The organism is Variovorax sp. F042 (genome assembly GCF_057814215.1).
The window spans coordinates 112,363-127,129 of the sequence record NZ_JBVASX010000012.1 but is presented as its reverse complement, the minus strand read 5'-3'; the positions used below and the strand labels follow the sequence as shown (position 1 = coordinate 127,129).

Below are 14,767 nucleotides of genomic sequence, written 5' to 3'. Positions count from 1 at the left end.
CCTGCTCAGTCGAGCGAGAGATTGAGATCGCGGATCAGCGGATGCCAGCGCGCCGACTCGCCCTGCAGCAGCGCCGCGAACTGCGAAGGCGCATCGCCCACCGGCTCGACACCGAACTCGGCAAGCTTGCGCAGCACGGCGGGGTTGTGGATGGCGCTGGCCACCGACTGCTGCAGCCGCATCACGATCTCGCCCGGGGTGTTGGCGGGCACCACCAGGCCCATGAACGCGGCAGCTTCGACGCGCGGCATGCCTAGCTCGGCAAAGGTGGGGACGTTGGGCAGTTCCTTCAGCCGCTGCGGGTGCGCCACCGCCAGCGCGCGCAGCTTGCCCCCCTGGATGAAGCGGCGCGACGCGGCCAGGTCGCACATCAGCACCGGCAACTGGCCGCCCGCCACGTCGGCCAGCGCGGGCGCGGCGCCGCGGTAGGGCACGTGCACCATCTCCAGCCCTGCCTCGCGTTCGAGCAGTTCCATCGCCAGGTGCTGCGGACTGCCGGTGCCGGCCGAGGCAAAGCTGACCTTGCCGGGAAAGGCGCGCGCATCGTCGATGAAGGCGCGCGCGTCCCTCACGCCGCTGGAAGGGCCTACCAGCAGCACCATCGGCAGCCGGCCCAGCAGGGTGACGGGCGCGAAGTCGCGCGAGGGGTTGTAGCTGAGGTTGCGATACAGCGCGGGGTTGAACACCAGCGTGCCGTTGTCGGCCGACAGCAGCGTGTAGCCGTCGGCCGGGGCGCGCGCGGCCTCGATGGCGCCGAGCGCGGTGTTGCCGCCTGCGCGGTTCTCGATGATCACCGGCTGGCCTGCGTCGATGGCGAGCTGCGTGCCGATGGTTCGCGCGACGATGTCGGCGCCGGCCCCTGCGGGGTACGGCACGATCCAGCGGATGGGCCTGGCGGGGTATGCGGCCTGCGCCTTCGCTGCGCGGGGCAGTCCCGTGGCCGCGAGGGCGGCTATGGACAAGAAGTGCAGCAGCAGCGGTCGACGGGTCATGGACGACTGTCTCCGGAGGAGATACCAGCCGCGATGTTAGGCCGGGTCGCGTGTTCGTGTGAAAGGCGCGTCGATCAGGGCGCGACGGGGTTTCCGGGCGTGCCGGTTTCGCGGGCCGAGGCCGCAGCGGCAGCCACGGCCGGGGTGCGGTACTTGATGTTCACGGCGGGCGCCGGAGGCTCCGGGGGCGGACGCGTGATCTTGACGAGGGGCGGCCGGGCCGGTGCCGCGGTGCGTGCCACCGAGGAGGCAGCAGGTGCCTGGGCCGCAGCAGCAGGAGTGGCGATGGGCGTGAACGGATCGGCAGGTGTCGAATAGCGCACGGGGACAACCGTCGCCGGCGTTCCCGCAGGGGTCGGCGCCGAAGCCACGGGTGCTACAGGTGCCACAGGTGCAGCGGGCGGAGCGACCGCCACAGCAGCGGGAGCCGCAGGCGCGGCCTTGGGGTCATAAAGCACAGCGCCCTTGCTGACCCCCGTGGCCACCGGCCCTACGCCGACACCCACGCCGGCCGAGCCCGACACCTGCCCGCCGTTGTTCACGGCCACGCCCGCACCGAGCGGACCGAAGCCGGTGTTGAGCCCCACCGAGAAATTGCCGTCCTTGGTGGCGCCCAGCCCCAGCGAGAGCCCGGGCACCAGCGGAATGCCGACGTGATAGTGAGAACAGCCGCCCGTCAGAAGCAACAGCAGCGCCGCCGGAACGACGGCTGCTGCACGAGGGACGCGCGGCCGGTCGTTCACACCAGCAGCGCGTTGACGCGCCTCACGTAGGCGGCCGGGTCGGCCGGCAGCCCGCCTTCGGCGAGCAGCGCCTGGTCGAACAGGATGTTCGCGAGATCGTCGAAATGCGACGAGCCCTCGAGCTTCTTCACCAGCGGATGCTCGGCGTTCACTTCGAGCACCGGCTTCAGTTCGGGCGCGGGCTGGCCGGCCTGCTTGAGCATGCGCGCGAGCTGCGTGCTCATGCCGCCGTCCTGCACCACGAGGCAGGCGGGCGAATCGACCAGGCGGGTGGTCACGCGCACGTCTTCGGCCTTGTCCTTGAGCGCTTCCTTGAGCTTCTCGAGCATGGGCTTGAACGACTCGGCAGCTTCCTCGGCGGCCTTCTTCTCGGACTCGTCCTGCAGCTTGCCGAGATCGACCGCGCCCTTGGCCACGCTCTGCAGCGGGGTGCCGTCGAACTCGCTCAGATAGTTCAGCGCCCACTCGTCGACACGGTCGGTCATGAGCAGCACCTCGATGCCCTTCTTCTTGAAGACTTCGAGCTGCGGGCTGTTCTTGGCGGCGGCGAGCGTGTCGGCCGTGATGTAGTAGATCGCGTCCTGGCCTTCCTTCATGCGGGCCTTGTAGTCCGCGAAGCTCACGCTCACCGCATCGGTGGTGGTGGAGGCGTAGCGCAGCAGCTTGGCGATGCGGTCACGGTTGCCCATGTCTTCGCCCAGGCCTTCTTTCAGCACCGCGCCGAACTCGGCGTAGAACTTGGCGTACTTGCCGGATTCATCGGCAGCCGCGGCAGCAGTTTCGGCCGCAGTGGGCGTGTTCTTGTCGACGACATCGGTCACGCCTTCGGTCGGATCGGGTGCAGGCACCGATTCGCCCGAGCCCACGTCGATCTTGCCTTCGCCGCTCTCGGGCGCGGTCTTCTGCTTCTTCGCCAGGTCTTCCAGCATGCCGAGCACGCGCTTGGTGCTGCCTTCGCGGATCGCCTTCACGTCGCGGCTTTCCTGCAGCAGCTCGCGGCTCACGTTCAGCGGCAGGTCGGCGGAGTCGATCACGCCCTTGACGAAGCGCAGGTAGCTGGGCATCAGCGCCTCGGCATCGTCCATGATGAAGACGCGCTTCACGTAGAGCTTCACGCCCGCGCTCTTGTCGCGGTTCCACAGGTCGAACGGGGCCTTGGCCGGGATGTACAGCAGCTGCGTGTACTCGGTGCTGCCTTCCACGCGGTTGTGGCTCCAGGCGAGCGGGGCCTCATAGTCGTGGCTGATGCTCTTGTAGAACTCTTCGTACTGATCGGTGGTGATGTCCTTCTTGGGGCGGCTCCACAGGGCGTTGGCCTTGTTGACGGTTTCCCACTCGCCGGTCTTCACCATGTCGCCGGGCTGGTCGTTCTCGCCGTCCTTCCACTCTTCCTTTTCCATCAGGATGGGCAGGGAGATGTGGTCGGAGTACTTGCCGACGATCTGCTTGATCTTCCAGGCGTTGAGGTATTCGTCAGCGTCGTCGCGCAGGTGCAGCGTGATGCTGGTGCCGCGCTCTGCGCGCGTGATGTCGGCCACCTCGAAGTCGCCGGCGCCGCCGCTGGCCCAGCGCACGCCCTGGTCGGCGGGCAGGCCCGCGCGGCGCGATTCGACGGTGATCTTGTCGGCCACGATGAAGCCCGAGTAGAAGCCCACGCCGAACTGGCCGATGAGCTGAGCGTCGGCTTTCTGATCGCCGCTGAGCTTGCTCATGAAGTCTTTTGTGCCGCTCTTGGCGATGGTGCCGAGGTTGTCGATGGCCTCCTGGCGCGACAGGCCGATGCCCTTGTCGGTGATGGTGATGGTGCGCGCGGCCTTGTCGAAGCTCAGGCGCACGTCGAGCTCTGGCTGGTCTTCATACAGCTCGGGGTGGTCGAGCGCCTCGAAGCGCAGCTTGTCGCACGCGTCCGACGCGTTCGAGATCAGCTCGCGCAGGAAGATTTCCTTGTTCGAATACAGCGCATGCGTGACGAGGTGCAGCAGTTGCGCGACTTCAGCCTGGAAGGGGAGTTTGGTTTTGGAGGAATCAGCCATGGAAAGAGAAATATCGAAGCCAAAAAATTCTATGCCGGGCACGGCGTCCATGCGGTGACGCTGTGCCAACTTCTTCAAATGGGTGGTCTTTCGACCTCATCAAGAGGCAAACGGGGTCGAAAGGCTCCATTTTGCGCACCCCTGAAGGCGTAAGACCAACGTTCTCGCCCGGGGAAGCCTTCCGGGTCACGAAATATTAACGGTCGTCAACACTTCTGAAATATCCTGCGTTGATCCGGAACAGGGCCGCAACACCCGGGAGACAAAACAGGGATGTCGCCAGATGATTCGAACAACGCCGTGGACCGTACCTGGTCCCGTCGGAGCCCTGTGGCATCCGAGGGGCGTGCTCGTGTGGCTCGAATGCACGACCGCCCTGGCATGGCTGTCCTGCGCGCAGGCGCAGGCCGAGCCCCAGAAACCCCAGGCCGTGGCTGACGCACGCATCGAGACCCTCGACCGTGCACAGGCGGAGCAGGCGCGGCTGAAGGCGCTCGTCGACTCCGCGCCCAAGGCCTACGAAGACCGCTTCGAGACTCTCGATGCCGATACCGCGGCAGCCGACGCAACGCCCGAAGCCGAGCAGCCGCAGGGTTATCGCGCCTGGCTGGTGGAAAGCCGCATCGGCTTCGGCGACGCCACGACCACCGGCTACGGCCGCCAGCGCGCGACCGAGTTCGGCCAGCGTTTCGAGTACCGGCGCGAAACCCTCAACTACGGCGAGTTCGTTCTGCAGGCCGACGGCCGCCACCTGGGTGGCGACAACAGCGCGAGCGGCATCGGCATCGGCTCGCTGGGCTATGCGCGCGAGGCAACCAGCGGCCGCTTCACGCTGCGCAACCTCGGCTTTCCGCTGACCACGCAGACCTTCACCGACACCGCCGTGGGCGACATCTACAGCGAAGTCACCGATGGCCTGGCGCGCAACTACAGGCTCACGCTGGGCTCGTCCACGGTGCGCGGCGCTTCGACGCGCATCTTCAGCACGGATCTCGACGTGCGCGCCGGCATCGGCCAGCGCGGCAACCTCACTGGCGGGCCGTACCCCGGCTTCGAGAAGAGCCAGGGCACGCTCGGCTGGCTCGGGGCCACGCTGCGCCTGGGCGATCCATGGTTCGCCTCGTTCCAGCTCGACCAGGCGCGCGACATTCCGGCCTATTACATCGACCCCATCACGGCGATGGGGATCGGCCGCAAGGACGTCACGAGCTGGGCAACGTCGATCGGCTACGGCCGCGAGGTGGTGCGCGACGGCGACTTCAAGGCGCGCGCCACACTGGTCGGCAGCCGCGTCAACTCGCCCACGCCGGGTGTGGCGACCGGCAACTCGCAGGGCCTCTTCATCGAGGCGAGCGCGCGCACCGGCCTGTACCGCCATGAATTCGGCATCTACACCGCGCGGCCCAACCTGTACTTCGGCGACTACGCGCTGGCGACCGGCACGCGCGGCGCGTACTGGCGCGTGGACCGCAACACCAGCCGCATGAGCTGGGGCGCCGGCCTGGACTACGAGCGCGCGGCGCCGGACACCAGCTTCCATCTCTCGGGCTACCGGCGCTTCGGCGCGAGCGGCAACTTCCAATACCTGTTCGACCGCTACAACTCCGTCGGCGGCAGCCTGAGCGCGTACCGCACGCGCTACGACGGGCTGAAAGACGGCAGCACCACAAGCTCCGCCGGTAGCGGCGACGGGCGCAGCCTCTACGGCAGCGCCTTCTACCAGACCCGCTTCTTCGACTGGCCGCGCAGCCGCTTCACGCTGACGGTGCGGCGCAACGAGCTGATCGTGCTCGGCGACAGCGCCGCCACCGGCCAGGAAGTGCAGTGGGAGCAGGACTGGATCGGCGGGCGCTACGAGACGATGCGCCCCGAGCTCACCACCACCCTCGGCCATGCGCGCGACAGCAGCGGCGGCACCACCCGCAGCTACCCGACGGCGGGCCTGCAATTCCGCTACTGGATCGACAGCGGCTTCAACGTCGGCGGCAACCTGCGCTACACCTCGCAAAGCGGCGGCCTCTACACCAGCCGCGGCCTGTCGGGCTCGCTCATGGCCGAGAAGGAGCTGGGCGCGGGCTGGCGCGTGGGCTTCATGGCCAACTTCAACCAGGCGCGCGCATCGCTGCTGCCGACCTCTTATTCCGCACCCAATCTCTATCGCAGCAATGAGAAGACCGCCTACGTCTACCTGCGCTGGGAGGGCAGCGCGGGCACGGCCTACCGGGCGGCGGGCATGCGCGGCGAGGGTGCGGGCGGCGGCAGCGTGTCGGGCCGCGTGTTCTATGACGCCAACCGCGACGGCGAGCAGCAGTCAGGCGAAGGCGGCGTGGCCGGCGTCGAGGTGCTGCTCGACGGCCGCTACCGCGCCATCACCGATCGCGACGGCCGCTTCGAATTTCCGCTGGTAACCACCGGCCGGCATCAACTGACGCTCACGCTCGAAAGCGTGCCGTTGCCCTGGGGCGCGACCGGCGACACGGGGACGAGCGTAAACGTGCCGTTGCGTGGCCAGGCCACTGCCGCGATTCCCGTGGTCAAGGTGGGCGAATGAACCACGACACCGACCTTTCGATTTTTTTCCCCGCATACACAACCCCAAGGAGACTTCATGACCCGAAAACCCATTGCCCGCCTCGCGCTGGCCGCCTCGCTCACAGGCCTCGCCCTTGCCGGAGCACCCGCCATGGCCGAGAGCCAGTACGGCTCCGGCACGGGCACGATCACGGCGCAGGCCAAGGTGAACCTGAGCGTGACGGTGCCCAAGCTGATCCTGCTGCGCGTCGGTTCGACCAACACCACGGTCGACACAGTGACCTGGACTTCAGCCCTCAGCATTCCGGGCGTGCCCACTACGCCAGTGGTGGGCAACAACACCAACGTGGACTGGAACGGCGCGGCGCCCACCGTCACGACCACGTCCGCCGCGAGCACGCTCACCGTGTACGCCTGGACCAACGCCGGCGCCGGCACCATCAACTGCGCCATGGGCGCCTGGGCGCCCCTCACGGGCGGCCCGACGAACGCGGACTTCACCGTCACCGCGACGGGCACGCTGCCGCACCCGGGCGCCAACCTCGGCGCCTGCGCCTCGACCTCGTTCCCCTCGAACGCGGTCGCCACCGGCACCTGGGCCTACTCGCTGGGTGGCACGCCCGCCGGCTGGGCTGCGAACACGTACACGAACACCATCACGTACACAGCCCAGGGCATCTGATGACGCGCAGCCGCCGATGCCAGGCGATCGCCACGACGGCGCTCGTGGCGGCGGCGAGCCTCGCCCCGCCCGCCCACGCCGTCATCACCACGGTGACCGACACGGGCAGCAGCTACGGCCTGACCCTGCGCGTGGGATCGCCCGGCGCGACCATCGACACGGTGGCCTTCAGCGTGACCGGCGCCAACGCCGGGCTGACCCCCACGGCCGTGACCGGCACACCGACCATCGACGTCTGGGTGATGCCGGTGCGCCCCATAGCCAACACCACGGTGGCGCGGCCGGTGACGCTGCGCGTCGATTCCTCCATCGCGCTGACCTGCCAGTCGGGCGGCTGCGGCGCCACGACCATTCCCTTCAGCAAGATCAGCTGGGTGGCCACGAACAACAGCAACGCCGCCTCTGGCGACATCCAGAACGGCCGCTTCACCGCCGCCGCCAACCAGTCGATCGCGAGCTACGACGCGAACGCCACCTTCTGCGTCGGCCTGCTCGGCCTGCCCTGCGTCCTGGGCGTCGGCACCTGGACCTACCTGTCGCGCAACGTGACTGCCACGCGGCTGCAGTTCTCCTACGACAACGACGTGGTGTACCCAGGCGGCAACTACAAGGGCACCGTGCGCTTCACGGCCTCGATGGAATGACCTCCCTGCGCTTTCACCGATGGCCAGCCGCTGCACTGCTGCTCTGCGGTGCAGCGCTCGCCCCCGCATGGGCGGCGGTCGCCCGGCTCGACGATTCGGCCTCCCCGCGCGCACAGGTGCGCAGCGATTTCAGCAACGCCCAGGGGATGGACGGCAACATGGTCGTGCTGCCCCTCGGGCGCATCGAGTACCGGCTGGCCACTGCCCCCCACGTGGGCCGGCGCGCGCGCATCTTCTATGTGATTCCGTCGATGGTCGCGGGCCTGCGCTCGCCGGCCGGAATGCAGGTGCAATGGCGTGGCAACGGCGCCTTCGCAAGCGGCAGCGGCCGGCCCGGCGACCGGGTGCAGGTGTGGAACGGCGTGGTCCAGGCGCCCTGGATGAACGAGACCTTCGAGTTGACGCTGCGCGTCGACCCCCGCGAGCTGCGCATGCCTTCGGGCTCGGCGCTGAGCTTCGAGTCGTTCTTCGAAATCGAAACCCTGCCATGAACGTTTTTCTCTCTCCCTCTTCTCTCGTCCTCCTGCTGCTGGCAGCGGCCGGCGCAGCAACAGCCGCGCCCTTCGAGCTGGCCGTCACGCCGTCGCGCTTCGAACTCTCGGGCAAGGCCGGCGCGCGCCTGGGGCAGTCGCTCGACATCCACAACCTGGCGCCGACCGCCACCGAGGTGACGATGCGCACCATCGACTGGAGCTATTCGGCCGAAGGCAACATCGGCTACCACGACGAGCTGCTGCCCGGCAGCTGCAGGCCGTGGGTGGTGCTGGAGCGGCGCAGCGTTTCGGTGCCGGCGCGCAGCAAGAAGGCGTTCCGCTTCCAGGTCGATCCGCCGGCCGACGCGCCGCGCGGCGAGTGCCGCTTCATGATCGCCATCGAGGGCACGGAGCCCGCGCAGCAGACCATCATCCAGAGCGGCGGCGCCAGCCTGAGCCTGCCGGTCACGGGCCGCATCGCGGTGGCGGTGTACGTCATGCTCAACGGCGCCGAGCCCAAGCTCGAAATCAAGCAGATTGCCAGCGGAGAAACAAACGGCGCACGCCGCACGCTGGTGACCGTGAGCAACACGGGCGACGCGCACGGCCGGCTCGAAGGCAGCCTGGACGCCACCGACAGCAAGGGCCGCGCGTTCGAACTGGTGCCCGAAGGCACCCCCATCCTGCCGGGCCAGACACGCACGCTGGCACTGGTGCCCAAGGGCGAGAGCGGCCAGCCCGCGCCGCAGCCCGCCTACCCGGTCAAGGCCAGCGGTACGCTGGACTGGGACAAGGGCAGCTTCAAGGTGGACATGGAGCTCAAGTGACGCACCGTATAGGCCCCCTGGCAGGCACGTTCTCGGGCCTGCTCGCCACGGCCGTCGGCATGGCGCCGATGGGGGCTACGCACGCCGCATCGAGCACCGTCGGCCCGAGCGCCTCGGTGCCGCTGACCACCGGGTTGGTGAACCTCGACTTCACGATCGCCATCGACAAGTTCATCTTCTTTCGCATCGGCGACGGCGCGTGGCCCACGCCGGGCGGCACCACGAGCACGGTGAGCTTCGTGCTGACGCCGTCGATCCCGGGCGGGCCCACCACGCCGGTCGCGGGCAACAACACGCCCGTGAACTGGAGCGGCGCGGCGCCGACCTTCAGCGTCACGCCGAGCGGCAACGCGCTGCCGGTCGAGGTGCGCAGCAATGCGGGGCAGGTCACGCTGCGGGCAGCCGCGACCGCGCCGCTCACGAGCGGGGCAAACACGATCCCGCTGTCGGAGATCACGATCGCCAGCAGCGACAGCAACCTGCCCGCGCCGCCGATTCCCAACTCGGGCACGGGCACCACGGTCAATGTCGTGGGCACCAGCTTCGCCAACCTCGTCACCCAGCGCACCGCGACCTGGACCTTCTCGTACGCAAACCTGGCCAGCCGCACCGCCGGCACCTACACCGGACAAGTCACCTTCACGGCCAGTTCGCCCTGATTGGCTCTTTCCGGCGTGCAAGTCAGCTGGCGCTGGGATCGCTCGCCAAAGCTGCGCGGTGGATCTTTTCCTTCACCCCTCCAGGAGCTTTGCATGAACAACAAGAAATCCCGCATGCTGTGCGTCGCAGCCTTCCTCGGGCTCGCCTCGCTCGGCGCGCAGGCACAGGTTCCGGCCGATGCGCCCGCCGGCACCACCGTGCAATGCAAGGACGGCAGCTACGCATCGCCCGACACCAAGTCCGGTGCCTGCCGCGGTCACAAGGGCATCAAGACCTGGTTCGGCAAGGCCGCGCCGGCTGCTGCCGGTGCTGCGGCGACAACTGCGCCGGCCGCAGCGGCTGCGCCCGCACCCGCGGTCGAGACCCAGTCGGCGAAGGTCGACAAGACCGGCGTGGCACCGAGCACCGGCACGGCCACCAGGACGCCGGGCTCGCCCGACCTCACGAAGATGGCGGCCGCGCCCGGTGGCGGCGCAGGCAAGGTGTGGGCGAACGACGAGACCAAGGTCTATCACTGCATGGGCGACCGCTACTACGGCAAGACCAAGAAGGGCGAGTACCTGACGGAGGCCGATGCCAAGGCCAAGGGCATGCACGCGTCTCACAACAAGACCTGCACGTCCTGAAGGGCTCCTTCCAGAAACACCGCGGAACCGGCTTTGCCGGGCCGCTGGTGTTGCCCCCGGTAGGGGGTTGGCGCAGCGACACGAAGTGCGCGAAGCCTGGGGGCGAGCCCTACTTCGGCTGTGACTCCACTTCTCGCGTCCAGCGGTCGATCAGGCGCTTGCGCTCGGCTGCCTTGCCATACTTCTCGAAGTCGTACTTGATGAGCTTCACGTCGGCCATCGACGGGATGCGCGGGTCGGGTTTGAAGGTCTTGTTGGCCGGCGACTGCAGGCTGCCCGACTGCCCGCCGATGGCCTGGCCCGCGGGGCTCATGAGCCAGTCGTAGTAGCGCCTGGCGTTCTCCTTGTTGCGCGCGCCTTTCACGAGGGCGATGCCGCCGATCTCGTAGCCCGTGCCTTCGCAGGGCGCGGCCGTCTTCACGGGAAATTTGTCGTAGCGCCAGCGCTCGAAGCCGAAGATGAAGCTCACGCCGATGGCCACCTCGCCCTTGGCCACGTTGGGCGCCTGGGCCTGGCCGCTGCGGGTGTAGCTGGTGACGTTGCGGTGCAGCTTCTTCAGGTACTCGAAGGCCGCTTCTTCACCCATCTGCTGCACCAGGCCCGCGATGATGGTGTAGGCCGTGCCGCTGGATGCCGGGTGCGAGATCTCGATCTCGCCCCTGTATTCGGGTTTGATCAGGTCGGCCCAGCACCTGGGCTCGTGCAGCTTCTTTTTCTTGAGCAGGTCGGTGTTGAAGCCGAAGCCGATGGCACTGGTGTAGAAGCCGCCCACCATGTTCTGCGACAGCGCGTACTGGCGCACCGCCCAGTCGTGCAGGTCGTTGATGTAGGCCGGGCGGTAGGGTTCGAGCAGGCCCTGCTCGGCGGCCTGCAGGAACGGGTCGCCGGTGCCACCCCACCAGATGTCGGTCTTGGGGTTGGCGGCTTCCGCGCGCAGCTGCGCGCCGATTTCACCTGTGCCCTTGTGGGCCTGCTGCACCTTGATGCCGGTTTCGCGCGTGAAGGCGGTGGCCGCCGCCTCGCACCAGCCCGCGTCGGTGCTGCACAGCGCGTTGACGGTGCCCTGCGCCGCGGTGTTCGACACCCCCAGCAGGGCCGCCGTGGCAATGCATGCGGCGGTGGCGATGTGTCGGACGGCAAAAGGATGCATGCGCGGATCTCCTCGTTCGTTGTTTGAACGCGCAGGATAGCGTCCGCTTCAGCGCGCGGCCAGCAGCGGCGGCAGGTGCTCGGCGAGCCAGTCGATCACCACCCGCGTCTTCAGCGGCAGGTAGCGGCTGCGCGGGCGGATCACGTGCAGCGCGAAGCCGAAGGGCCGCGGCTCGTCGAACACGCGCACCAGCGTGCCTGCCGCGAGCTCATCGGCCGCGAGCCAGGCCGGCAGGCGCGCGAGGCCCATGCCGCCAATGGCGGCTTCGAGCAGCACCTCGGCGCTGTCGCAGCGCAGCCTTGAAGGCAGCGTCACGTCGACAAGACGGCCCTCGGTGTCATGGAAGCGCCAGGACGAGATCTGGCCGTCGCGCGCATAGAGCACGGCCTCGTGCGGCTCCTTCAGGTCGTCGATGTTCGCGGGATGCCCATGTTCGGCCAGGTAGGCGGGCGAGGCGCACAGCGCCATCCACTGCATGCCGACCGGCCGGGCAGCCAGTTCCGCGCTGTCGGCGAGTTCGCCGCTGCGGATGGCCAGGTCGAGCCCCTCTTCCACGAGATCCACGCGCCGGTCATTGAACGAGAGTTCGAGCGACAGCTGCGGATGCCGGCGCGCCAGCGCCAGCAGCAGCGGCCCGACCTTCAGCCGGCCCAGCATCGCCGGCATGCTCAGGCGCACGAGGCCCGAGGCGGTGCTGCGCGCGGCGTCGGTCACGGCTTCGGCCGCCTCGAGCTCAGCCAGCACGCGACGGCAGCGCTCGTAGTAGCCGTGGCCTTCCTCGGTGAGGCTCTGGCTGCGCGTGGTGCGCAAAAAGAGCCGCGTGTTCAGGCGCGCTTCGAGCCGCGCGATGCTCTTGGCGACGGCCGAGCGCGTGACATGCAGGCGCTGCGCGGCCAGCGCGAAGCTGCCCGCCTCCGCCGCCGCGACGAATTCCTCGATGCCTTGCAGACGTTGGCCCATTGGAGACTTTCAAGCACCAGTGAAAGGAAAATTATCCACCACCGGGTACCTGGCATCGTCAATAGCATGAAGGCTCCTCTTTTTTCTTTTTCCTTTCGCGGAGTCTTTTCATGCAGGAACCTCGAACGCTGCGCCGCTGGCAACTCCCCACGCTCGGCCGCGCCCACCTCGAACAGGCCGAAGCGCCGCTGCCCGTGCCGGGCGCCAACCAGATCCTCGTGAAGGTCGGCGCGGTGTCGCTCAACTACCGCGACCTGCTGATGATTCGCGACGGCATGGGCATGGCGCTCGACCTGCCCTTCACACCCGGCTCCGACATGGCGGGCACCGTGGCGGCCATCGGCCCCGGCGTGACGCGCTTCGCCGTCGGCGACCGAGTCGTCAACACCTTCTGGGGCGGCTGGATCGACAGCCACTGGCACGCGGAGGCCACGCTGCTCGGCGGACCCGGCCCCGGCATGCTCGCCTCGCATGTGCTGCTCGACGCCGCCTGGGCCGTGGCCGCGCCCACGACGCTGAGCCTGGCCGAAGCCAGCACGCTGCCGTGCGCAGGCCTCACCGCGTGGTTCGCGCTCGCCGAGACCGGTGCGCTGCGCGCGGGCGAGACGGTGCTGATCCACGGCACCGGCGGCGTCGCGCTGTTCGGCCTGCAGATCGCGCGGCTGCATGGCGCGCAGGCCATCGTCGTCACGGGCAGCGAAGACAAGCGCGCACAGGCGCTCGCACTCGGCGCCACGCACGTGCTGGCGCGCGACGGCGACTGGCCCGCCGAAGTGCGCAGGCTCACGCAAGGCCGCGGCGCCGACCACGTGCTCGAACTCGCGAGCGGCCCCAACCTCGACCGCTCGCTGCAGGCCGTGAGGCAGGGCGGGCGCGTGTCGATCATCGGCATGCTCGGGGGCGAGACGCTGAGCGCGTCGTTCTACGCGATGGTGCTGGGCCGCGTGACGGTGCAGGGCATCGGCGTGGGCCACCGTCGCGCGCTCGAAGACCTGGTGCGCGCCGTCGATGCGAATGCGCTCAAGCCGGTGATTGCCGCGCAGTACGGCTTCGATGCGCTGCCCGCCGCGCTCGATCACCTCGAGCGCGGTGCGTTCGGAAAGATCGTCGTGACGCTCTGAACGAAGACGCAACGCAGTTGCGGCGCTGCACAAAAGCCGCGCCATCCGTGAACAGGTTCCGTTAGTACGAATTACACGCTCGACGCCCCCTCCTGGCGTTCCTAGAATCCGCCCGCGCACGGCCTCGTGCATTGCGCGCTTTCTCAACTTCAGGATGGAGAGTTATGGAACACAGTACCTACAAAAAATGGTCGGCCGAGTTCATTGGTACTTTCTGGCTCACGCTCGGAGGCTGCGGAAGCGCAGTTCTGGCAGCGGCCTTTCCGGGTGTCGGCATCGGCCTGCTCGGGGTCTCGCTGGCCTTCGGTCTCACGGTGGTGACGGGCGCCTATGCACTGGGCCCGATCTCGGGCGGGCACTTCAACCCTGCCGTGTCGATCGGCCTTGCGGCCGCGGGCCGCTTCAAGGCCTCGCAGCTCGCTGGCTACATCGTGGCGCAGGTGCTCGGCGCCATCGCGGCGGCCGGTGTGCTGTACCTCATCGCCACGGGCAAGCCGGGCGCTGACATCGGCGGCTTCGCCACCAACGGCTACGGCGAGCACTCACCCGGCAAGTACGGCATGACGGCCGCATTGCTGTGCGAAGTGGTGATGACTGCCGTGTTCCTGATCGTGATCCTCGGCTCCACCGCCAAGCGCGCGGCCGGCGGCTTCGCGGGTCTTGCGATCGGCCTGTGCCTCACGCTGATCCACCTGATCTCGATCCCTGTGACCAACACTTCGGTGAACCCAGCGCGCAGCACGGGCCCGGCCCTGTTCGGGCCGTCCTATGCGGTGTCGGAACTGTGGCTGTTCTGGGCGGCACCCATTGCGGGGGCCATCATCGGCGCGGTGATCTACCGCGCGCTACTCAGCAACGGCAACGACGACTGATCGCTGATCGTCGTCATCACCGGCAGCGCAGCTTCAGTTCAGCTGCCGCTGCCCGACTTCACCATCGGCAGTGAAGTCGATTGCCCGATCGGCTCGGTGCCGGTCGGGTGCGACGCCCCATAGGCGCCGGCCTGGATGTCGGCCACCGGCATCGTCGAGCTCATCGCGGGTGCGCTGGTCGACTGGCCCATTGGCTCGGTGCCGCTCGGACGGGCCGCGGCCATCGCGCCGGCCTGGACGTCCGGGTTCGCGGGCGAATTCATCTGCAGCGGATGGAAATCCGAACCATCGGTGGTTTCGGCCGATGCGGTGACGGCGCCCATGGCTGCCAGCGCAGCAAAGGAACCGACGGCGAGAAGCTTGAAGGAAGTGCGCATGACGTGTTCTCCTGATTGCAGGTTGTCCCCGGTCACGTGCCATCGCGCGAACTGCGCGTGGCAGGACCTGAATGC

The 14,767-nt window shown here is 68.3% G+C and carries 15 protein-coding genes; 9 read left to right on the top strand and 6 right to left on the bottom strand.

The genetic code is table 11. From position 1 onward, the window contains the following. Positions 1-5: 5 nt before the first annotated feature. From ACZYSP_RS28000 to htpG, 3 genes are all read right to left on the bottom strand, one after another. Positions 6-992 (bottom strand): Bug family tripartite tricarboxylate transporter substrate binding protein, encoded by a 987-nt coding sequence (locus tag ACZYSP_RS28000; protein WP_093080960.1) that lies wholly within the window; start codon positions 990-992, stop codon positions 6-8. Between the two features lie 74 nt (positions 993-1,066). Next, entirely contained in the window at positions 1,067-1,735 is a 669-nt protein-coding gene (locus ACZYSP_RS27995) for a hypothetical protein (protein ID WP_093080957.1), read from the bottom strand. Next, positions 1,732-3,768: a molecular chaperone HtpG gene (gene htpG / locus ACZYSP_RS27990; RefSeq protein ID WP_093081078.1), complete on the bottom strand. Its 2,037-nt coding sequence runs from the start codon at positions 3,766-3,768 to the stop codon at positions 1,732-1,734. Before htpG ends, ACZYSP_RS27995 begins: the two co-directional genes overlap by 4 nt. 283 nt (positions 3,769-4,051) lie before the next feature. Here htpG and ACZYSP_RS27985 point away from each other — a divergent pair, with 283 nt between their 5' ends. From ACZYSP_RS27985 to ACZYSP_RS27955, 7 genes are all read left to right on the top strand, one after another. Beyond that, positions 4,052-6,319 (top strand): SdrD B-like domain-containing protein, encoded by a 2,268-nt coding sequence (locus tag ACZYSP_RS27985; protein ID WP_093080955.1) that lies wholly within the window; start codon positions 4,052-4,054, stop codon positions 6,317-6,319. Positions 6,320-6,376: 57 nt separating this feature from the next. After that, positions 6,377-6,982: a hypothetical protein gene (locus ACZYSP_RS27980; protein WP_093080952.1), complete on the top strand. Its 606-nt coding sequence runs from the start codon at positions 6,377-6,379 to the stop codon at positions 6,980-6,982. Next, positions 6,982-7,626, top strand: coding sequence for a hypothetical protein (locus tag ACZYSP_RS27975; RefSeq protein WP_093080950.1), 645 nt, complete (start codon positions 6,982-6,984; stop codon positions 7,624-7,626). The genes ACZYSP_RS27980 and ACZYSP_RS27975 overlap by 1 nt, the downstream gene beginning before the upstream one ends. After that, entirely contained in the window at positions 7,623-8,117 is a 495-nt protein-coding gene (locus tag ACZYSP_RS27970) for a hypothetical protein (protein ID WP_093080948.1), read from the top strand. The genes ACZYSP_RS27975 and ACZYSP_RS27970 overlap by 4 nt, the downstream gene beginning before the upstream one ends. Continuing rightward, positions 8,114-8,926: a COG1470 family protein gene (locus ACZYSP_RS27965; protein ID WP_093080946.1), complete on the top strand. Its 813-nt coding sequence runs from the start codon at positions 8,114-8,116 to the stop codon at positions 8,924-8,926. The genes ACZYSP_RS27970 and ACZYSP_RS27965 overlap by 4 nt, the downstream gene beginning before the upstream one ends. After that, entirely contained in the window at positions 8,923-9,585 is a 663-nt protein-coding gene (locus ACZYSP_RS27960; RefSeq protein WP_256216966.1) for a hypothetical protein, read from the top strand. The genes ACZYSP_RS27965 and ACZYSP_RS27960 overlap by 4 nt, the downstream gene beginning before the upstream one ends. 93 nt (positions 9,586-9,678) lie before the next feature. Beyond that, on the top strand, positions 9,679-10,212 hold the full coding sequence (locus tag ACZYSP_RS27955) for a DUF3761 domain-containing protein (RefSeq protein WP_256216965.1): 534 nt from the start codon (positions 9,679-9,681) through the stop codon (positions 10,210-10,212). Positions 10,213-10,321: 109 nt separating this feature from the next. Here ACZYSP_RS27955 and ACZYSP_RS27950 read toward each other — a convergent pair whose 3' ends face one another. Beyond that, positions 10,322-11,362 carry an ABC transporter substrate-binding protein gene (locus ACZYSP_RS27950; protein ID WP_093080943.1) on the bottom strand — a complete coding sequence of 347 codons (1,041 nt, stop codon included), beginning with the start codon at positions 11,360-11,362 and terminating at the stop codon, positions 10,322-10,324. A gap of 48 nt (positions 11,363-11,410) precedes the next feature. Beyond that, positions 11,411-12,322, bottom strand: a complete 912-nt coding sequence (locus tag ACZYSP_RS27945; protein WP_093080941.1) for a LysR family transcriptional regulator — start codon at positions 12,320-12,322, stop codon at positions 11,411-11,413. Positions 12,323-12,432: 110 nt separating this feature from the next. Here ACZYSP_RS27945 and ACZYSP_RS27940 point away from each other — a divergent pair, with 110 nt between their 5' ends. Further along, a complete protein-coding gene (locus ACZYSP_RS27940; RefSeq protein ID WP_093080938.1) occupies positions 12,433-13,443 on the top strand; it encodes a zinc-dependent alcohol dehydrogenase family protein in 1,011 nt (336 codons plus the stop codon). 164 nt (positions 13,444-13,607) lie between these two features. Beyond that, on the top strand, positions 13,608-14,315 hold the full coding sequence (gene aqpZ / locus ACZYSP_RS27935) for an aquaporin Z (RefSeq protein ID WP_093058653.1): 708 nt from the start codon (positions 13,608-13,610) through the stop codon (positions 14,313-14,315). A 38-nt stretch (positions 14,316-14,353) separates the two neighbouring features. On the opposite strand, the gene ACZYSP_RS27930 is transcribed toward aqpZ, so the two are convergent. Continuing rightward, the gene (locus ACZYSP_RS27930) at positions 14,354-14,692 is read right to left on the bottom strand and encodes a hypothetical protein (RefSeq protein ID WP_093080935.1); all 339 of its coding nucleotides are present in this window, start codon (positions 14,690-14,692) and stop codon (positions 14,354-14,356) included. Positions 14,693-14,767: the final 75 nt, after the last annotated feature.